General features: G+C 73.1%; 12 protein-coding genes. 7 read left to right on the top strand and 5 right to left on the bottom strand.

Going from position 1 to position 20388, the window contains the following annotated elements; translation table 11 throughout:
• The first annotated feature begins 92 nt into the window (after window positions 1-92).
• From ACWDS7_RS20345 to ACWDS7_RS20360, 4 genes are all read left to right on the top strand, one after another.
• Entirely contained in the window at window positions 93-590 is a 498-nt protein-coding gene (locus ACWDS7_RS20345) for a (2Fe-2S)-binding protein (RefSeq protein ID WP_306859414.1), read from the top strand.
• Window positions 587-3079 (top strand): xanthine dehydrogenase family protein molybdopterin-binding subunit, encoded by a 2493-nt coding sequence (locus ACWDS7_RS20350; protein ID WP_451930524.1) that lies wholly within the window; start codon window positions 587-589, stop codon window positions 3077-3079. The genes ACWDS7_RS20345 and ACWDS7_RS20350 overlap by 4 nt, the downstream gene beginning before the upstream one ends.
• Entirely contained in the window at window positions 3076-3960 is an 885-nt protein-coding gene (locus ACWDS7_RS20355) for an FAD binding domain-containing protein (RefSeq protein ID WP_451930525.1), read from the top strand. Before ACWDS7_RS20350 ends, ACWDS7_RS20355 begins: the two co-directional genes overlap by 4 nt.
• Window positions 3961-4134: 174 nt before the next feature.
• A complete protein-coding gene (locus tag ACWDS7_RS20360) occupies window positions 4135-5070 on the top strand; it encodes an SRPBCC family protein (protein ID WP_451930526.1) in 936 nt (311 codons plus the stop codon).
• 229 nt (window positions 5071-5299) lie between these two features.
• On the opposite strand, the gene ACWDS7_RS20365 is transcribed toward ACWDS7_RS20360, so the two are convergent.
• Window positions 5300-5851 (bottom strand): RICIN domain-containing protein, encoded by a 552-nt coding sequence (locus ACWDS7_RS20365; protein WP_451930527.1) that lies wholly within the window; start codon window positions 5849-5851, stop codon window positions 5300-5302.
• Window positions 5852-6022: 171 nt separating this feature from the next.
• On the opposite strand from ACWDS7_RS20365, the gene ACWDS7_RS20370 reads away from it, so the two are divergent.
• The 3 genes from ACWDS7_RS20370 to ACWDS7_RS20380 all read left to right on the top strand — a co-directional run bounded on the left by ACWDS7_RS20370 (window position 6023) and on the right by ACWDS7_RS20380 (window position 13257).
• A complete protein-coding gene (locus tag ACWDS7_RS20370; protein WP_451930528.1) occupies window positions 6023-9145 on the top strand; it encodes a BTAD domain-containing putative transcriptional regulator in 3123 nt (1040 codons plus the stop codon).
• A gap of 63 nt (window positions 9146-9208) precedes the next feature.
• Window positions 9209-12124, top strand: a complete 2916-nt coding sequence (locus ACWDS7_RS20375) for a bifunctional glycosyltransferase/CDP-glycerol:glycerophosphate glycerophosphotransferase (protein WP_451930529.1) — start codon at window positions 9209-9211, stop codon at window positions 12122-12124.
• Between the two features lie 68 nt (window positions 12125-12192).
• Window positions 12193-13257 (top strand): glycosyltransferase, encoded by a 1065-nt coding sequence (locus tag ACWDS7_RS20380; protein WP_451930530.1) that lies wholly within the window; start codon window positions 12193-12195, stop codon window positions 13255-13257.
• A gap of 121 nt (window positions 13258-13378) precedes the next feature.
• On the opposite strand, the gene ACWDS7_RS20385 is transcribed toward ACWDS7_RS20380, so the two are convergent.
• From ACWDS7_RS20385 to ACWDS7_RS20400, 4 genes are all read right to left on the bottom strand, one after another.
• Window positions 13379-14422: a sulfotransferase family protein gene (locus tag ACWDS7_RS20385; RefSeq protein ID WP_306859428.1), complete on the bottom strand. Its 1044-nt coding sequence runs from the start codon at window positions 14420-14422 to the stop codon at window positions 13379-13381.
• A gap of 2 nt (window positions 14423-14424) precedes the next feature.
• Window positions 14425-15435 (bottom strand): sulfotransferase family protein, encoded by a 1011-nt coding sequence (locus ACWDS7_RS20390; RefSeq protein WP_306859430.1) that lies wholly within the window; start codon window positions 15433-15435, stop codon window positions 14425-14427.
• Between the two features lie 25 nt (window positions 15436-15460).
• Window positions 15461-16282, bottom strand: coding sequence for a CDP-alcohol phosphatidyltransferase family protein (locus ACWDS7_RS20395; RefSeq protein WP_306859432.1), 822 nt, complete (start codon window positions 16280-16282; stop codon window positions 15461-15463).
• Window positions 16283-16575: 293 nt separating this feature from the next.
• Window positions 16576-20163 carry a CDP-glycerol glycerophosphotransferase family protein gene (locus ACWDS7_RS20400; RefSeq protein ID WP_451930531.1) on the bottom strand — a complete coding sequence of 1196 codons (3588 nt, stop codon included), beginning with the start codon at window positions 20161-20163 and terminating at the stop codon, window positions 16576-16578.
• Window positions 20164-20388 lie beyond the last annotated feature (225 nt).

Here is a 20388-nt window from a genome sequence, read left to right on the forward strand (position 1 = left end):
TACCAGGGGGTTGACCGGGCACAACAGGGGCGTACGTTCACTTCTGTCGGCTCTCACTTCTCCTGCCCCGCGTGGGTGTTCTTGGAGGACGTATGCCTCGCATCACCGTCACCGTCGACGGAATCACCTACGAGGAGGAGGTCGAGCCGCGCCTTCTCCTCGTCCACCTCCTGAGAGATCGGCTCGGCAAGACGGGGACGCCCGTCGGCTGCGACACGAGCAACTGCGGAGCCTGCACGGTGCTGCTCGACGGCAGGAGCGCCAAGAGCTGCTCGGTGCTCGCCGTACAGGCCGACGGGAGCGACGTCGTCACGATCGAGGGCCTGGCGCAGGGGGGCGAGTGGCACCCCATGCAGAAGGCCTTCCACACCGAGCACGCCCTGCAGTGCGGATACTGCACCCCAGGCATGATCATGGCCGCGATCGACCTGCTCCGCGACGACCCGGACCCGTCGGAGGAGGCCGTCCGCAAGGGGCTGGAAGGCAACCTGTGCCGGTGCACCGGCTACTGCAACATCGTCCGGGCGGTACGGCGCGGCGCCCAGGAGATGTCGCAGGCCCGGCAGGAGCGGGAGGTCCCGGCATCATGAGCGAGGAACTCGACGCCGGGCTGGTCGCCGAGCAGATCGCCGAGAGCGGCCGGCTCGGCGAGCCCTCCGGGGCGCGCGAGGTCGGCCGGGCCCGCAGGCGCAAGGAAGACGCCCGGCTGGTCACCGGCCGGACCACGTGGACCGACAACATCCAGCTCCCCGGCATGCTGTACATGGCGTTCCTGCGCAGCCCGATGGCGCACGCCCGGATGACCCGGGTGGACACCTCGGCCGCACGCGGCCGGCCGGGCGTGGTCGCGGTCTACAGCGGCCAGGATCTCGCCGACGAGCAGGGCAGCCTGCCGTGCGCGTGGCCGGTCACCGAGGACATCGTCATCCCCGACCACCCGCCGATGGCGGTGCGCGAGGTCCGCTACGCGGGCGAGGCGGTGGCCTGCGTGGTCGCCACCGACCGCTACAAGGCCGCCGACGCCCTGGAGGCCATCGAGGTCGACTACGAGCCGCTGGCCGCGGTGACCGACATGACCGAGGCGCTCGCCGAGGACGCTCCCCTGGTCCACGAGTCCGGCAACCGGGCCTTCACCTGGAAGTTCGCCGGGGGTGACATCGACGCGGCGTTCCGGGACGCCCCCGTGGTGATCGAGCGCACCTACGTGCAGCAGCGGCTCATCCCGACGGCGATGGAGCCCCGCGCGGTCGTGGCCACCACCGACGGCGACGACTTCACCCTCTACTCCGCCACGCAGATCCCGCACGTGCTGCGCGTCATGCTCGCGCTGACGACCGGCATCCCCGAGCACAAGCTGCGCGTGGTCGCCCCCGACGTGGGCGGCGGCTTCGGCTCCAAGCTCCAGGTCACCGCCGAGGAGGTGCTCGCCCTGCTCGTCACCAGGCGGCTGGGCAAGCCGGTGAAGTGGACCGAGTCGCGCTCGGAGGGCAACCTGACCGTGCACCACGGCCGCGACCAGCTCCAGCGGATCTCCCTCGCGGCCGAGCGGGACGGGCGGCTGCGGGGCGTCCGGGTGGACCTCCTCGCCGACATGGGCGCCTACCTGATGCTGGTCACGCCCGGCGTCCCGCTGCTCGGCGCGTTCATGTACAACGGCATCTACAAGATGGACGCCTACGACTTCACCTGCACCGGCGTCTTCACCACCAAGATGCCGACCGACGCCTACCGGGGCGCCGGCCGTCCCGAGGCCACCTTCGCCATCGAGCGGGCCATGGACGAGCTCGCGCACGAGCTGGGCCTGGACCCCGTCGAGGTACGGCGACGCAGCTGGATCACCCACCAGGAGTTCCCGTACGAGACGATCTGCGGGCTCACCTACGACTCCGGCAACTACGAGGCCGCGACGGACAAGGCACTCGCCCTGTTCGGTTACGACAAGCTCCGGGCCGAGCAGACCGACCGGCGGGAGCGGCGCGACCCGGTGCAGCTCGGCATCGGGGTCTCGACCTACACCGAGATGTGCGGTCTGGCGCCCTCGCGCGTGCTGGGGAGCCTGAGCTACGGCGCCGGCGGCTGGGAGCACGCCACGGTCCGGATGCTGCCCACCGGCAAGGTCGAGGTGGTCACCGGGACCAGCCCGCACGGCCAGGGGCACGAGACGGCCTGGAGCCAGATCGCGGCCGACGCGCTGGGCGTGCCGTTCGGCGACGTCGCCGTGCTCCACGGCGACACGGCGATCTCCCACAAGGGCATGGACACCTACGGCTCGCGCTCGCTGGTCGTGGGCGGCGTCGCCGTCCTGGCGGCCTGCGAGAAGGTGAAGGACAAGGCCCGGCAGCTCGCCGCGCACATGCTTGAGGCCGCCGCCGACGACGTCGAGTTCGCCGACGGGTCGTTCACCGTGCGCGGGACGGCCGAGGGGAAGACCATCCAGGAGCTCGCGCTGGCCGCCTTCGCCGCGCACGACCTGCCCGACGGCGTCGAACCCGGGCTCGACGCCGAGGCGACCTTCGACCCGGACAACTTCTCCTTCCCGCACGGCACCCACCTGTGCGCGGTCGAGGTGGACACCGAGACCGGCGCGTGCGCGATCCGCTCCTACGTGGCCGTGGACGACGTGGGCTCCGTGGTGAACCCGCTGATCGTCGAGGGCCAGGTGCACGGCGGCATCGCGCAGGGCATCGGCCAGGCGCTGTTCGAGGAGGCGGTCCACGACTCCGAGGGCAACCTGCTCACCACGACCATGGCCGACTACCTGATCCCGTCGGCGGCCGACCTGCCCGACTTCACCACCGGTCGCACCGAGACCCCGGCGACCAGCAACCCGCTGGGCGTCAAGGGCGTCGGCGAGGCCGGGACGATCGCCTCGACCCCGGCCGTCGTCAACGCGGTCGTCGACGCGCTGCGCCCGTACGGCGTGCACGACGTGCGGATGCCGTGCACCCCGGAACGGATCTGGCGCCTGGTCGCCGAGGCGGGAGCGCCAGCGGCCGGGACCGGGACCGGAGAGCCGGCCGCGTCCGGAGCCGGGGAGACGACCACGTCCGCTTCCACGCCCGAGGAGAGCGCCCGATGATCCCCGCGCCGTTCGACTACATCCGGCCCGCCTCGCTGGAGGAGGCCTGCGGCGTGCTCGCCGAGGCCGACGCCTCCGGCGACGACGTCAAGGTGCTGGCCGGCGGCCAGTCCCTGCTGCCGCTGCTGCGCCTGCGGCTGGCCTACCCGGCCGCCCTGGTGGACCTGGGCCGGCTGCCCGAGCTGCACGGCATCGAGGACCGGGGCGACCACGTGTTCGTCGGCGCGCTCACCACGCACGACGAGGTGCTCCGCTCCGGCCTGGTCAGGGAGCAGATCCCACTGGTCGCGCTGGCCACCGCCACGGTCGCCGACCCCGCCGTACGGCACCGCGGCACGTTCGGCGGATCGATGGCCCACGCCGACCCCGCCGGCGACCTGCCCGCCGTCGCCCTGGCGCTGGACTGCGTGTTCGTCGTCAGGTCGGGCGAGGGCGAGCGGGAGATCCCGGCGGCCGAGTTCTTCGTCGACTACCTGGAGTCCGCGCTCGGGCCCGGCGAGGTGCTGGTCGGCGTCCGGGTGCCCAAACTCGGCCCCGGCTGGGGCTACCACTACGAGAAGTTCCACCGGACCGCGCAGGCGTGGGCGATCGTCGGCGTGGCGGCGGCCGTACGGCGTGCCGGCGAGACCATCGAGGAGGCGCGGATCGGGCTGACCAACATGGGGCCGACGCCGGTGCGGGCGCGGGTGGTGGAGGCGGCGCTGCGCGGCCTGAGCTCCCCGCCGGCCGGTGACGACGGGGCGCACGACCGGGTCAGGGACGCCTGCGGCCAGGCGGACTCCGGCACCTCGCCCCCGTCGGACCTGCACGCCGGACCCGACTACCGCCGCCACCTGGCCCGGGTGCTGACCCACCGGGCGGTCCGGGCCACGGCCGGCTGAACCGCGCCCCGCACGGCCGGGAGCCCGCTCCCGGCGGTGCGGGGCAGGTCGGCGCCGGTGGTGAGTTCACCTCCCACCGGTGCGGGCAGGCAGACTGGTAACAGCCGCGCGGTCGCCATGTCGCAGGAGCGGGGGCGGCCGGTCGACGGTGGCCGATCGACAAGGAGCGGATCGATGGCGATGCGGTTCGAGCACGAGTTCACGGTTCCGGTGCCGGTGGAGCAGGCATGGTCGGTGCTGCTCGACGTCGAGCGGGTCGCGCCCTGCCTGCCGGGCGCCACCCTCGACACGGTGGAGGGCGACTCCTTCACCGGCCGGATGAAGGTCAAAGTCGGCCCGATCACCGTGACCTACCAGGGTGAGGCCGCGTTCGAAGACGTGGACAAGGACGCCCACGCCCTGACCATCAAGGCCGCCGGCAAGGAGACGCGGGGCTCGGGCACGGCCGGCGCCACGGTCACCGCGCGGCTGCACCCCGCGGGCGCGGACACCCGGGTCGCCGTCGAGACCTCCTTCAACGTGACCGGCCGCCCGGCCCAGTTCGGCCGGGGGGTCATGGCCGAGATCGGAGGCAGGCTGATCGACAGGTTCGCGGCCAACCTCGCCGGGCTGCTCGGGGAGAGTCCGGTCGCCGAGCCGGCCACGCCGCCGCTGGTCCCCGGGCAGGGCACGGCCGAGCAGGTCACCGATGGCGTGGAGGGCGCTGCGGGCACGGGCGCGGGCGCGGCGGGCACGGGCGCGGGCGCGGCGGGGGCACCGGGCCCGGCGGGCCTGGCGGAGCCCGCGGATCTCTCGGCGCCGGAGGACGCCGCGGGTCGGGCAGGCGGGGCGGGCGAGGGCTCCGGCGAGCCCTCCAGGAGGAGCGAGCCGGTCCGTCACCTCACCGCGGTGCCCTCCTCACCCGAGGGGGCCGCGGTGGAGAAGGCGCTCGGCCTCGACGCCCACCCGGCGGGCGCCCACCGCGCCTCCCGCACCGCCGAGGAGGAGGCCCTCGACCTCATGGAGATCGCGGGCCTGCCCCTGCTCAAGCGCGCCGCCCCGCTGCTGGCCGCCCTGGCGGGACTCGTCCTGGCCGGCTGGCTGGTCCGCCGGATGCTGCGCCGCCGCTGAGCCGACCGGCCGTCACCCCCGCCGTGACGCGGTCGACGACGCGCTGGTCGTGACCGTCGGCGTCCGGCGGTGGGCCCGTCCGGGCCAGTGCCCGGTAGCGGCGGATCTCGGCCCGGCGGTGGCGGCCGGTCAGGTTGGTGGCGATGCCCGCGACCGCCGGAGGCGGGCCGGGGCCGTGCGGCGACCGCACGGCCCCGGACGCCGCCGGCGGTCCGGCGGGCGGCGGTGCTCAGCCGGCCAGGGCCCACTTCTGCTGAGGCTCGCCGTTGCACGCCCACAGCTGGACGACCGTGGCGGGCTTCTCGCGGGTGTTCAGGTCGGCGTCCAGGCACTTGTGCGGGCGGATGCGGCTGTGGATCGTGCCGTCGCCCGGCAGGTCCCACTTCTGCTGGGGCTGGCCGTTGCAGTCCCACCACAGCTGGACCCTCGTGCCGGGGTCTTCGAGGGTGTTCAGGTCGGCGTCCAGGCACTTGCCCGCGTCGACGCGGCTGCGGATCGTGCCGTCGCCCGGCATGAACCACTTCTGCTGGGGCTGGCCGTTGCAGTCCCACCACAGCTGGACCTTCGTGCCGGGACTGGCGAGGCTGTCCAGATCCGCGTCCAGGCACTTGCCCGCGAGGAGCTCGTTCCGGATCGTCAGATCGCCGTTGGCCGCCTCCGCCGGCCGGGCGTCCGCCAGGGCGACGCCCGGGGCGAGGAAGGTCAGCGCCGAAACGGCGGCGGTGGCGACGGCGGTGGCGGTGACGCGTGGGAGGCGGTGGCGTGCTGTGTGATTCCGCATCTGGATCTCGTTCTCCTTGTCTCACTTGCTCTGGGCAGGCACGGGGGCGCCTGGCAGGGGAGACGTTTTCAGAGGCCGCTGTCGCGGCGGTCACCTTACGGTCACCCGGCACTCACAGCACGCCATCACACAGTGACTCAGAGTCATGACAAGGTAACGTAAAGTCACGTGATGGATGCTCGGCGGGACAACCGCCTGTCAGGGACGGGTTTCGAGTTCGGAGTCCTGGGGCCGCTCAAGGTGCTGCGCGACGGCGCTCCCGTGGCGGTCGGAGCGGCCAAGCAGCGGGTGCTGCTGGCCTGCCTGCTGATCGAGGCCAACAGGGTCGTCCCCGTCGAGACGTTGACGGCCCGGCTGTGGGGGGAGGACCCGCCCGACGGGGCGCGGAACGCCCTGCAGAACTACGTGATGCGGCTACGCCGGGTGCTGGGCGGCCCCGGAGGCGGCGGCCCCGTGCGGACCTGCCCGCAGGGCTATCTGATCGGCGTGGCCGACGACGCGATCGATCTGCACCGCTTCGACGCCCTGGTACGCCACGCCAGGACGGCCGTCGCCGCGGGCGAGGCGGAGCAGGCGTCGGCGCTGCTGCGGGAGGCGCTGGGGCTGTGGCGCGGGCAGCCGCTGTCGGATGTGCCCTCGGAGCCGCTCCAGCGGGAGGTCGTGCCGGCGCTGGCCGAGCGCCGGCTGGGCGCGGTCGAGCTGCGGATCGAGGCGGACCTGGCGCTGGGGCGGCACCAGGACGTGCTCCCGGAGCTGCGGGAGCTGACCGGCGCGCACCCGCTGAAGGAGCGGTTCTGGGCGCAGCGGATGCTGGCGCTGTACCGGTCGGGACGCCAGGGCGAGGCCCTGCAGTGCTATCGCACCGTCAGCGAGATCCTCTCCGAGGAGCTGGGCATCGATCCCGGCGCGGAGCTGCGGGAGCTGCACGGGCGGCTGCTGGCCGCCGATCCCGCGCTCGCCCGCCCGGTGCCGCGTGACGGCGGCGCGCGGGCGGCCGGCAACCTGCCCGCCGAGATGACGACGTTCGTCGGCCGTGAGCGGCAGCTCGTCCAGGCCCAGCGGCTGCTGGAGAGCACCCGGCTGGTCACCCTGACCGGCCTGGGCGGGGTGGGCAAGACGCGGCTGGCGCTGCGGGTGGCGGCGCGGGTCTCCCACGCGTTCCTGGACGGGGTGTGGCTGGCCGACCTCGCCCCGCTGACCGAACCCGGGCTGCTCGACCGGGCGGTGGCCGAGGCCCTGGGGATCCGCGACCGCTCGACGCGCTCCGGTGTGGACGTCCTGGTCGAGCATCTGCGCGACAGGCAGATGCTGCTGGTGCTGGACAACTGCGAGCATGTGGTGGACGCCGTCGCGGCGCTGATGGCCACGCTCCTGCGCGCGGCGCCCGGCCTGCGGGCGCTCGCCACCAGCAGGCAGCGGCTCGGTCTCCAGGGGGAGCACTGCCTGCCCGTACCGCCCCTGCCCGTACCGCCCCTCCTGCCCGTGCTCGCGCCGTCCCTGCCCGCGCCGTCCCTGCCGGTCCCATCCGTACCGGTCCCATCCGTACCGCCCGCGCCGTCCGTGCCGCCGGTGCCGCCGGTGCCGCCCCTGCCGGCACCGGCCCGCGGGGGCGACGAGCCGCTGACCCGCTATGAGGCCGTACGGCTGCTGGCGGACCGCGCCGCCGCCTCGGCCCCGGATTTCCAGATCACCGACCGCAACCGCGGCGCCGTCGCCCAGCTCTGCCGGCGGCTGGACGGCATCCCCCTGGCCATCGAGCTGGCGGCGGTACGGCTGAGCACGCTCTCGGTCGAGGAGATCCTCGACCGGCTCGACGACCGGTTCCGGCTGCTTACCGACAGCGGGGCCCGGAGCGCCCCCCGCTACCACCGCACCCTGCGCGGCGTGGTCGACTGGAGCCACGACCTGTGCACCGAGCACGAGCGGCGGCTGTGGGCGCGGGTGTCGGTGTTCTCCGGCGGATTCGACCTGGCGGCGGCCGAGGCCGTGTGCTCCGGCGAGGGGCTCGCCCGCGAGGACGTCATGGACGTCCTCGCGGGCCTGGTGCACAAGTCGATCGTGACGGCGAGCTGTCCCGGCGACCGGACCCGATACCGCCTGCCGGAGACCATCCGCCAGTACGGACAGCAGCGGCTCGACGGCCTCGGCCAGGGCACGGCGCTGCGGCGGCGCCACCGCGACCACTATCGCGACCTGGTCGCCCGGGCCGCGGCGGACTGGTGCGGCCCCCGCGAGGCCGAGTGGATGGCCCGGCTCCGGCAGGAGCTGCCCAACCTGCGGGCCGCGCTGGATTTCTGCATCACGCAGCCGGGTCAGGCCCCGGCCGGAGTGGAGATCGCCGCGGGCCTCACCCGGACCCGGTGCTGGTTCTTCCTCGGCAGCCTCAGCGAGGGACGCCACTGGCTGGAGCGCACGCTCGCCCTGTCCCCGCGCCGGCCCGGCCCGCTGCGCGCCGGCGGGGCGGCGCTCATCACGTGGATCGCCCTCTGCCAGGGCGACCAGGAGGCCGCCGACGCATTCCTGGCCGACTGCCGCGACGCGGCGCGGCAGCTCACCGGGCAGGACGCGGTGGCGGTCGCCGGGCTGGACGCCGTGACCACCGCGGGGCAGGACCCGGCGGTCGCCGGTGCGGTGGCGGCCGTCGAATACATCGAGGGCGCCCACGCGATGCTCGTCCACGGCGACGCGCGGGCCATACCGCTGCTGGCGCGGGCGCGGGACCGCTTCCGGCAGGGCGGCGAGGTCGGCGACGCCCACATGGCCACGATGATGTGGGCCATGGCCGCGGCCTTCCTCGGCGACCGGGACATCGCGGTCGCCGCCGGCGACGCCTACCTGGCCGACGCCGAGACGTCCCGGGGGGTCTGGGCCCACTCGTGGGCGCTGTGGTGCCTGGGCCTCACGGAGCTGAGGCACGGCGAGCCACGCCGGGCCGCCGCCCTGATCCGCGACTCCCTGCGCCGCCAGCGGGAGATCGACGACTCCTGGGGCCCCGTATGGGGAGTCGAGACGCTGGCCTGGGCGGTCGCCGCCGCCGGGCAGCATGATCACGCCACCCGGCTGCTGGGGGCCGCGCACCGGCTACGGCAGTCGACCGGCGTCGTGCTCGCCGGGCTGCGGCCCTTCCACGACGCCCACACGAGGGCGGGCCGCCTCATCCGCCGCACACTCGACGCTCGCGCCTACGCGACCGCCTTCGAGCACGGTGCCCACACCGAGGACGTCATCGGCCTGGCCCTGGAGGAGGACCCGGTCGGCGGGGATCGCGGGGTCCGGTGGTGCGGGAGCCGTTAAAAACAGCTTCAGCAGTTCACAAGTAAGACAGGACATCCCTTAGTTACGGGAACACCACATAATGTGATCAATCCACCGGACTGCAGCGTGGTCGTCATCACCTACAACGACGCCGCACGGCTGCCCAGAGCCGTGCGGTCGGTGCTCGACCAGTCGCTGCGGAACGTCGAGGTGATCATCTCCGACGACGCGAGCACCGACGACACCGAACGGGTCGCGCGGGAGCTCCAGCGGGAGGACCCCCGGGTCCGCTACCTGCGCGCGGACGTCAACAGCGGCGGCTGCGGACGGCCGCGCAACAGCGGGGTGGCGGCGGCCCGCGCGCCGTACGTCATGTTCCTCGACAGCGACGACCGGCTGACCCGGCACGCCTGCAAGAGCATGGTGCTGGAGATCGAACGGACCGGCGCCGACTTCGTCACCGGACAGATCTCCCGGCTCTACGAGTGGAGCGGCAGGACGCAGAGCTACTACCCCGACCTGTTCGCCAGGCGCAGGACCGTCGGGGGGATCGCCCAGGAGCCCGAGCTGTTCCTCGACTCCTTCAGCACCAACAAGCTCTACCCGGCTGAGCTGCTGCGGCGGCTTCCCTTCCGGGAGGACCTGTACTACGAGGACCACGTCTTCAGCGCCGAGCTCTACTGCGCCGCGCGGCGCTTCGCCGTGGTCCCGTGGGTCGTCTACCTCTGGCACCGGGCCCAGGAGAAGGACGGGGCACGGCTGTCCATCTCGCTGCGCGTCAAGGAGCTGGACAACGTCCGGCACCGGATCCGGGCGGCCCGGCTGAGCGACGACGTCCTGCGCGGCCATGGCCTGGCCCACCTGGTGCCCGAGCGCCATCGCCGCTTCCTCCGCCAGGACCTGCGGGTCTACCTCAACCCGCTGCCCTCGCGCGACCTGGCATGGGCCGAGGAGTTCGCCTCGCTCGTCCGGCCCTACCTGGCCGAGATCGACCCCGAGGTCTTCACGCGGATCGAGCCGGTCGCCCGTATCTGCTGCGGGCTGATCCTCGACGGCCGGACCGACGAGCTCCTGGTCGCCGCCCGCTCGCTGAACGGGCCGCAGGCCGCGCCGCGCTCCGCCGTACGGCAGGGCGGCCGGACCTACTGGGGCACCGTCCCCGACGAGCGGATGGACATCACCTCGCTGCGGATGGCCGAGCTGCCCTACACCGCCTCCCGGCTCCGCCACGAGGCCGCCTTCACCGGCGAGGGCACCCGGGTCACGCTGACGATCAGGACCTACGACCCGTTCGGGGTGCTCGCCGCCAACCCCGGCTGGAGCGCGTCCCTGCGCATGTGGGACCGGCAGGTGCCGCTGGCACCGCGTGCGCAGGACGACGGCAGCCACCTGAGCGAGGCGACCGTCGACCTCGCCACGTTCAGGCATGGCCCGCTGGGCTTCGGCGGCCACTACGATCCCCAGGTCGGGATCGTCCGCGCCGACGGCCGGGTGACCACCGACCGGCTGCTCGTCGACCCGGCCGCCGGGCCGTTCACCGCCACCGTCCCCGGGCACCGGGTCACGGTCAGGGCGGAGGGGCACGCCGCGGTCCTGCGGGTGCAGTGGCGGCGCAGGGGCCTGCTCCGGCCGGTGCCCCGGCTGGGACGGTTCGCCCGAAGGGTGATCAGGCGGGTAGGGCGGCCGGAGGTGAAGCTCCGCGTCTACAAGGGCCTGATCAGGGTCGTGCCGCCGCGCCGGGACCTGGCGCTGTTCGAGTCCGACGTCGGCGCCGGATACACCGGCAATCCGCGCTACGTCTACGAGGAGCTCAGGCGGCGGCGGGCGCCCCTCGACATGGTCTGGTCCGTCGCCAGGAACAGGCGGAACTTCCCCGCCGACGCCAAGGTGGTGCGCCGCATGAGCTGGCGCCATCTGTGGACCATGGCCAGGGCCGGCTACTGGGTGGACAGCCACGGCATGCCGCTGGGCTACCCCAAACCACCCAGGACCCGCTACCTGCAGACCTGGCACGGCCAGGGCATCAAGTCGGTCGGCTTCAACTCGCCGGACCTGCGGGCCGACTTCCCCGGGCCGCGGGAGCAGTGGCGGGCGGCGGTGGCGCGCTGGGACGCGCTGGTGTCGCCGAGCGCCGAGTTCGAACGGGTCTTCCTGCCGTCCCACGGATACGAGGGGCCGGTCCTGCGCTACGGATCCCCCCGGTGCGACGTGCTCGTCCACGGCGACGACGGGGCCGTACGGCGGGTCAGGGAGCGTCTGGAGCTCCCGCCGGGGCGCAGGGTGCTGCTGTACGCGCCCACCTACCGGGACCGGGCCAGATCCTCCGGGCGGTCCGTCCGGGCCGACCTGACCATGATGGCCGAGGCGCTCGCCGACGAATGGGTGGTGATCCTGCGCCCCCACCCGGTGGAGCGCTACCGGGTGCCGCAGGACCTGCGCCACTTCGTCCGCCCGGCCGGCTCCTATCCCGAGGTCAACGACCTGATGCTGGCCTCCGACGCGCTGCTGACCGACTACTCCTCCCTGATGTGCGACTACGCGATCACCGGCCGGCCGATGCTGTTCCTGATCGACGACTGGGACGAATACCGGCGCGTGGAGCGGGGTGTCTACCACGACCTGCCGTCGATCGCCCCCGGTCCCTGCCTGACCACCACGGAGGAGCTGATCGGCGCGCTCCGCGATCTCGACGGGGCGGCCGCGTCGTTCGCCGCCCGATACATCGCCTTCCGCCGGACGTGGTGCGCCGACGAGAAGGGGCACGCCTCGGCGAAGGTGGTGGACGCCTTCTTCGGCCCGGCCCCGGCCCCGGCCGGCGGACGGGCCCGGATCAACGGCCACGCCCGGGACGACAGCCACGCCCGGGACGACGGCCGCACTCGGGGCGGCAGCCGTACCCGGGACGACAGCCGTACTGGGGACGGCGTCCGCGGCCGGGACGGCGCGCGGCGGACGGTCCGCCTGCCCCTGCCGGTGTGGTCGCCCATCCGGCTCACCCCGCCGTGGTGGTCGCGGTGAGCCCGGAGCCACGTGTCCGGACGGGGCCGGAGCCGCGTGTCCGGACGGGTTCGGTGGTGTTCGCCTGCATGGACGCCGACACGCTCGGCGGGATACAGCGGGTCACCCACACCGTGGCGCAGGGCCTGGCCGAGCGGGGGCACGACGTGCACGTGGTCGGGCTGCACCGGGCCGAGAGCCCGTTCCGCTACGTGGAGCGGCCCGGATACCGGCACCACGTGATCCACCGCACGCCGATCGGCAAGGTCTCCCGGCTGGGCAGGCACCGCGAGCGCCGCGTGCTCGGAGGGCTGTTCCGGGAGCTGGGGGCCGGCTTCGCGGTGCTCGCCTCCCCGGGGGTGGTGACCCGGCTCGCGTCCCTGCTCCCGGAGCACCTGCTCCCGATCGGCCAGTATCACGGGTCCTACGAGCACGCGCGGGGCTCCTGGCACCTCGGCTCGGTCCGGGGCCACTACGGCCGGCTGGAGAAGGCGGTGTTCCTCAGCGAGGACGACGCCTGGCTGTTCTCCGAGCACGCGCTGCTGCCCAACACCTGGGCCATCCCCAATCCGCTGCCCGCCTGGCCGGCGCGGACCGCCGAGCTGACCGGCCACCGGGTGCTCGGGGTCGGCAGGCTGGAGGGCGTCAAGCGGTTCGACCGGTTGATCTCGGCCTTCGCGGAGTCCTGCCGCGCCGTGGGCGGGGACTGGGAGCTGCATCTGATCGGCGAGGGCGAGGAGCTGGAGCGCCTCCGGTCGCACGCGCGGGCGTGCGGGGTGGCGCGCCGGGTGGTGTTCCGCGGCGCGGTGCCCGCCGCCGAGATGGGCCGCGAGTATCTGGACGGATCGCTGCTCGGGCTCTCCAGCGAGCACGAGGGGCTGCCGCTCGTGCTCGGCGAGGCCGCCTCCCACGGCGTGCCCTCGGTGGCCTTCGACGTGTCGGGCGGGGTGCGGACGCTGGTCGTCGACCGGGAGACCGGCCTGCTGGTGCCGCCGGCCGACGTGACGGCCCTCGCCGCGGCCCTGGCCGGGCTGATGTCCTCGGTGGAGGAGCGGCGGCGGCTGGGCACCGCCGCTCGCGCGCACGTCGAGGCGTTCCGGCTGGAACGGGTCCTGGACCGCTGGGAGGCCCTGTTCGCGCAGGTCGGCCGCTGACCGCCGGCCCGGCGGAAACGTCCGTCCGGGCGGGCCGGCCACTGGCCGCCGACCTGGTGGGGGCCGCGCCCGCGGGTCGGCCGCTGACCGGCGGTCCGGCGGAAACGTCCGTCCGGGCGGGTCAGCCGTTGACCTTGGCGGGTTCGGTGCGGGGCAGCGGCACCCCGGCCAGCACGAGCTGGCCGGCGGTGAGCCGGGCGCCCAGCGGGTTCGGCTCGCGGAGCCGTATCAGCCGGTCGAAGGCCACCCGCTTGACCCGGGCCAGCTTGCGCTTGGCCGCGGTCCGCTCGTAGGCGACCATCCGCGAGGTGTCGGTCTTCGGCGCCCCGCTGAGCTCGTAGCCGTAGGTCTCCAGCCGGTCTCCGAGGACGCTCTCGCACAGCGAGATCTCCCAGGGATCCAGCCGCTCCCGCCAGGAGCCCGACCGCGAGGTGGTCACGTCCTCGTGCGTACGCGAATGCCAGGTCTTGCGCTCGGGGCAGGCGATGCCGGCCACCAGTTTCGGCTCGCACATGTCCGGGGCGAACTCCTCGCCGAGGAACTCGCACAGCCGGCGCAGATGGGCCTCGGGGTCGGTCGTCAGGTCCTCGTAGCGCAGTTCGTGGTAGCTGCCCTCGGGGAGCTTGGGCGCGCCGTGCCGGGCGAAGTCGATCGCCTCGGCCCAGCCGGCGACCGCGCTGTAGACGCTCCCGTTGTACCAGGGCATCTCCTTCAGCGACGCCACGCAGTCCCGGCCGTCCCTGATCAGGTGGACGAACTGGGCGTCCGGGAAGAGCCGGAGCAGCACGTCGATGTGCTGGAAGTACGACGGCCGCTTGTCGCCCCAGCGCGGCTTGCCGTGCCGGGTCGCGTAGGAGCGCAGGATGATGCCCAGTGCCGAGCCGAGCGTCGGCGGCCCGTCGACGATCTGCCGGATGACCTCCTCGCCGTCCAGCCCCAGATCGTGGAAGCGCGACTGGCGGCGGTTGACCACCCACTCGGCCAGCTCGCGCCTGCGTGCCGGGTCGTTCAGATCGCCGAAGTGCAGCCGCCGCTGGTAGGCGGTGACCATGAACCGGGTCTCCGGAGGGATCGCGATGCGGGGGTGGGCGTGCGTCATGAGCTGCAGCATCGTCGTCCCCGAGCGGGGACAGCCCACGATGAAGATCGGCCGATCCGACTGCATTGTCAGACCTTCGCCAGCTCGCCGAGCTGCCGGGTGGTGAGCTGGGCGGCCACCGGACTCGGCTCGCGGAAGCGGTTCAGGCGGTCGCGGAACTCCTTGCGCCGGCGGGCCCAGCGCCGCTTGGTCGCCGCCCTCTCGCACGCCTCGACGTGCTCCCGGCCCGCCTTGGGGGCCCCGCTCAGCTCGTAGCCGTTGGCGGTCAGCCGCTCGGCCAGCACGGTCTCGCAGACCGAGAGCTCCCAGGGCTCCAGCCTGGACTTCCACGAGCCGGTCCGGGCGGTGGTCACGTCTCCGTGGGTGTTGCTGTGCCAGACCTTGTGCTCGGGGATCGCCATCCGGGCCACATGCTGCGGCTCGCTCATCGCCGGGTCGTAGTCCTCGCCGAGGAAGTCGCACAGCTTGCTGAGCTCGGTCTCCGGATAGGCCGTCAGGTCCTCGTAGCGCAGCTCGTAGTAGCTGTCGGCCGGGAGGTTCTTGGCGTGCCGCCGGCCGAAGTCGATCGCCTCGGCCCAGTTGGTCACCGCGTGGAAGATGTCCTTGGTGTACCAGGGCATCTCCTTCAGCGACGACACGCAGTCCCGGCCGTCCCTGATCAGGTGGACGAACTGGGCGTCCGGGAAGAGGCGCAGCAGCAGGTCCACGTGGTGGTAGTAGCTGGGCCGCTTGTCGCCCCAGCGGGACTTGCTGTGCTGCTCGGCGTAGGAGCGGAAGGTGATGCCCATCGCCGAGCCCAGCGTGGGCGGCCCGGCGGCGATGCTCTCGATCAGCTCTTCCCCGTTGAGCTTGAGCTCCTTGAACTTGGTGTCCTTGTCGCTCACGATCCATCGGCCCAGCCTGCGCCGGTTCCCCTGCTCGCGCAGGTCCCCGAAGACGAACCTGCGGTAGTAACCGGGCACCACGAACCGTGTCTCCGGAGGCACCGCGATGCGCGGATGCGAGTGCAGCATGAGCTGCAGCATGGTGGTGCCGGAGCGCGGGCAGCCGATCACAAAGATCGGTCGGTCGGACTGCATGACAACGAACCCCCGTAAAAGATGATCAAACAGGTACGCGCTGCACGTTCTCCGGGTGCGGCACGGTAGGCACGGCCCGGGTGAACAGCCACATGCGGTAGATCAAAAAGACCTCGTTGAGGAGGAGCAGCACCCCCGCGACGATCGAGACGGGCAGCAGCGCCGCCACCCCGATCAGCGGGGCGACCACGAACACCGCCGCGTGGAACTCGATGCCGCTGATCAGGTGGGTCCGCACCCGGTGGCGGACCAGGAACCGGCCGAACCTGCGGCGCAGGCCGATCGGCCTGGCGGTCCGGGGCTCCCCGGGCTGCCGGGGCTGCCGGGGCACCATCGGTTCGACCTTCGCCCGGGGCTCCGGCCTGTTCTCCTTGACCACCTCGCGGACGCGCTTCATCTGCGGCGCGTTGACGTAGCGGAACAGGTCCAGGACGGCCACCCCGGCGCCGAGCATGATGTAGGAGACGTCCCTCGTCGCCATGTACTGGCCGAACGCCAGCCCGACCGCGCAGCAGACCACCCGGATCCGGTCGCCCACGTAGTCGAGCCAGAGGCCGAACGCGGTCCCCGTCGCCTTGAGCCGCGCGATCTTCCCGTCCATGCAGTCGACCATGAAGCTCACGTAGAACAGCGCGGCCCCCGCCACGAGCTGTCCCAACGCGAAACAGACCGCCGACCCCATTCCGAGAACCAGCGACAGACGTGTGAGCCCGTTGGGGGTCATGGCTGTGTGGTTGGCGACGAGCAGTGTGAGCCTGCACGCCACCGGATCGACCACGAAGACCGTCCACCAGGAGTCTCTTCGTTTGCGGGTCGCGTGAACGTCGTTCAACGAATAGGCCCTCATGCCTTCAAGCATGGCCACCCTGCGTGATCGAAGGTTGACACTCGGGCGCCAAGAGAGCATCTCCATACCGGTTCTTGACCAGCAGCGTCATTCGGGGGCGCCGGTGCCCGCGACTCTCCCCGACGGACGATCGGACAATTACCGTGATTTTCCGGGAAAGCATGCATGCCTACCCGAGTGCCGCCCCTGCCGGGGTTGCCGCCCGGTCCCCCGCGACACGGGCGCGACACCCCCCCCGGCCGCCGCCGCGGGGCCTGCGACCGTACGGCGGGCCCGCGAGGCGTCCGGCCGGGTCAGTCCCCGAAGACGTGGTCGACGACCCGCGCGGCGGCGCCTCCGTCGTCGAGGTGGCAGAAGCGTTCCCGGAAGCGGCCGTAGGCGGAGGCGTGGGCCGGGGCGGTCGCGTCGAGGCCGGCCAGCGCCTCGATCACCTCGTCCGAGGTCTCCAGCAGGGGGCCCGGGACGTCCTCGGCCGGATCGAGGTAGAGACCGCGCAGCCGCCCACGGTAGTGCTCCAGGTCGTGGGCGAACAGGAGGATCGGCCGGCCGGTGCCCGCGTAGTCGAACACGAGCGAGGAGTAGTCGGTGACGAGGACGTCGGCGACGAGCAGCAGGTCCGTGACGTCCGGATACCGGGTGACGTCGACGGCCCCCGACTCCGGGCCGAGGGGCCTCAGCGTCTCGGACACGTGCGGGTGGCCCCGGAAGAGGAAGACGTGGCCGTCACCGAGCGCCCGGCGCGCCCGGCCGAAGTCCAGCCGGATGTCCAGGTGATACTTGCCGCCCGGCAGGACCTGGTCGTCGCGCCAGGTCGGCGCGTACAGCACCACGCGCCTGTCCGGCGGCAGCCCCAGTGCCCGCCGCACCCGCGCGGCCTCCTCCCGGCTCCCGGGCCGGTGCAGCGGGTCGTTGCGGGGGCTGCCGGCCTCCAGGACGGGCCCGCCGTACCGGAAGGCGCGGGGCAGCACCGAGGTGCCGAAGGAGCTGGGCGAGACCAGCAGGTCCCACTTCGCCACCTCCAGCGCGAGCCTCCGCAGGTGATCGGCTCCGGCGCCGAAGCGGCCGCCGGCGATGTCGTGGGCGACCCGCTTGAGCGGGGTGCCGTGGCACGTCCGCACGTAGACCTGGCCGTCGCGCTTGGTGAACCAGCTCGGCGCCCTGTCGTCGGACAGGACGTGCCGGGCGTGGGCCAGGGCCTCGTAGTGGGCCCGGCTGTCGCGCAGCACGACCCGGGCGCCCTCGGGCGGCCGTCCCCCGCCGTCCGCGGAGACCCACACGCACTCCCGGCCGTCTCCCCTGCGCCGCAGCTCCTCGTACACCGCCCGCGGACTGCCGGAGTACTGATGCCCCCGCCAGGACTCGAACACCACGAGATCCCGGAGCGGCTCCTTCATGAAGGCCGGGTAGTCACGCTCGGTGAGGCGCCGCTGGGCGTGGTATCCCCGGTCGGCGCCGAGCGCCGGCTGGACGTCGACGGCCAGGCCGTTCGCGCGGTGCGCCCGCACCCGGAACGTCTGCAGGCCGGCGGTGTGGACGGCGGGCAGGTCGGCGAGCAGGCTCCTGGCCAGCCTCACGGGAGACAGCTCCCCCCCGGACTCGATCAGGACCTCCCACCGGCCGCCGCCGAGCGGTACGTGCTCGCCGTACAGCTCGGCGCGGGTCAGCGGGAGCGCGCAGGCGAACCGCTCCCCCTCCCGCTCCAGCGGCACGTGGTGGATCCCCCCGCCGCCCACCCTGCGCAGGACGAGCCGGGCCCGCGGGTCCACCGGCCCGGCGGACCGGCCCGTCACGTCAAGGCTGTCGTCGGCGCCCCAGCCGACCCCGGTCACCGCCGGCCGGACGGGACGGACCACCGCGCTGAGCGGGCCGAGCCTGGCCGCGACGACGCCGACCTCGCGGTCCCCCACGGTCACGTACTCCTCGGCGGCCACGAGCCCGGCCATCAGCCTGCGGGGCCTGTCCTGGCCCACGGCGACCGACAGGTCCCACCTGAGGTCGGGGTCGATCTGCGGGTCGGCCGGGTCACCGGCCGGCAGGTCGGCCGGGAGCAGGTCCGCGACGGGCAGACGGGCGCTGAACCCGACCCGGCCGCCGCCGAGGGGTTCGCAGCGCGCGGGGACGCCGACCTCCCGGCCGCTGCGGCGCAGCCGCGCCAGCAGTCTCCCCTCCAGAGCCTCCGGAGCGTCCGGACTGCCCTGCCCCTCCGGACCGGCGGAGCTGTCCGGACCATCTGAACCGTCCGGCCGGTCCGGGCCGTCCGGCGCCTCGGAGGCCACCCAGCCCGACACCTCGATCGTCCCCTCGCCGCCCGGCCGGGGCTCCGCCACGGTGTGGACCCGCTGGACCCTGAACAGGACCTCGTCGTCGGGGCTCACCTCCACATACAGGCTGATGTGGGGGGCGACCGGGACACCGGAGAAGCGGCGGACGTCGCTGCTCGGTGTCGCGGTCAGCGGGCCGGAGCGCTGGACGTCCTGCGCGGTGAGCCCGACCTCCACCTGCCATCTGGCCTTCCGGGCTGACCTGACCAGCACGGCGAGGTCGATGTCGACCTCGAAGCCCGACCAGTCGTAGCAGGTCACGCCCTGGCGGGAGGCGGTCACGTCGGTGCGGAGCAGCCGCCGGACCGGCAGCTCGACCGTGCGCTGGGTCCGGGTGTTGCGCAGCGTCACCGTGATCTCGGAGGAGTCCTCCGCGGGCAGGTCGATGCCCTTGATGTAGGCGCGGCCGGACAGGCGCAGGCGGTGGTCGTCGCTGTGCCATTCGATCTGGTCGACCCGGCAGACCAGGCTGAGGTCGTTGTCGCCCGCGCGGAAGACCTCCCTGGGCAGCACGCCCCGGTGCATCATCGGGTGGTCGGCGTACCAGCCGGACGCGTGGCGCGTCAGACCGTGGAAGACGCCCTCCCGCCGGTCGGCCAGCACTTCGGTGAACTCCTCGGCCCGGCGGCGTCTCAGCAGCTCGAACATCAGGCGCTGCTCCCAGGGGAGCTCGGCCAGGATCTCCGGGTCCATGCGCTCGACGAGCGACCCGGCGTTCTCCACCAGGCGGGCGCGGTAGTCCTCGTCGGCGTCCAGCGCCGCGTTGACGTAGAGGGTCAGGTCGCTGCGGAGGACGGACTCGTCGAACTGGCGCCGCAGGGCGGCGGAACCGTGCGCGGCCAGGAACTCCTGGACGCGCGTGATCGACGCGATCCGGTCCTCCAGGTTGCCGGGCGCGGTACGGCTCTGCGTGATCGACGGGTCTCCCGGCTCCCGCTGCCGCCAGTAGTAGACCACGTCGCCGAGCACGTCGACCGAGCGCGCCAGCACATGGGCCGGGATGGTGACGGGCGCGTCCTCGTAGAGGCCCGTGGGGAAGCCGAAACCGTGCTCCCGGTAGAAGTCGTGCCGGAAGACCTTGTTCCACGCGGTGCGGTCCAGGAGCAGTTCGGGACGCGCGCTGACGTGCGTCTGCCGTACGGTCTCCCGGAAAGGCCGGGAGTGCAGGCCCGAGCGCCAGGTCCCGGCCGAGTTGAGGTACAGGACGTTGCCGCACGCGAAGTCGGAGTCCGACTCGCGCAGCGAGGAGACCAGCAGCTCGTAGGCGTCGGGGGGCAGCACGTCGTCGCTGTCCATGAAGCACAGGTAGCGGCCGGTCGCGTGGAGCGCGCCGGTGTTCCTGGCCGTCCCCAGCCCGGCGTTCTCCTGGTGGATCACCCGGAAGCGGCGGTCCCTCCCGGCGAACGCCTTGGCGATGACGGCACTGCCGTCGGGCGACCCGTCGTCCACGCAGATGACTTCAAGATCGCGGAGCGTCTGCCTGGCGATCGACGCCAGGCACGCTTCGAAATACCGTTCCACGTTGAAGAAAGGGACGACGACGCTCAGAAGCGGGGACAAGAGTCAGCCTCCAACATTCTCGAGATCCGGGATAGCCGAGGTGATCGCACGGAGGGACCCGGAGCCGGTCCGGACGTGCTCCGTCCCCACGAGAATGAGGAGAACGCCCGATAGGCATACTGGCCATGCGGTTAAATGACGCGACTCTTGTCGAGCCTTGACCGCCCCGGAGGGCCCGGCGACGCCCCCCTGACACGCGAAGGTCCGCGGAGCGGCGTGCTCGCC

It is taken from the genome of Streptosporangium sp. NPDC003464, assembly GCF_053588315.1.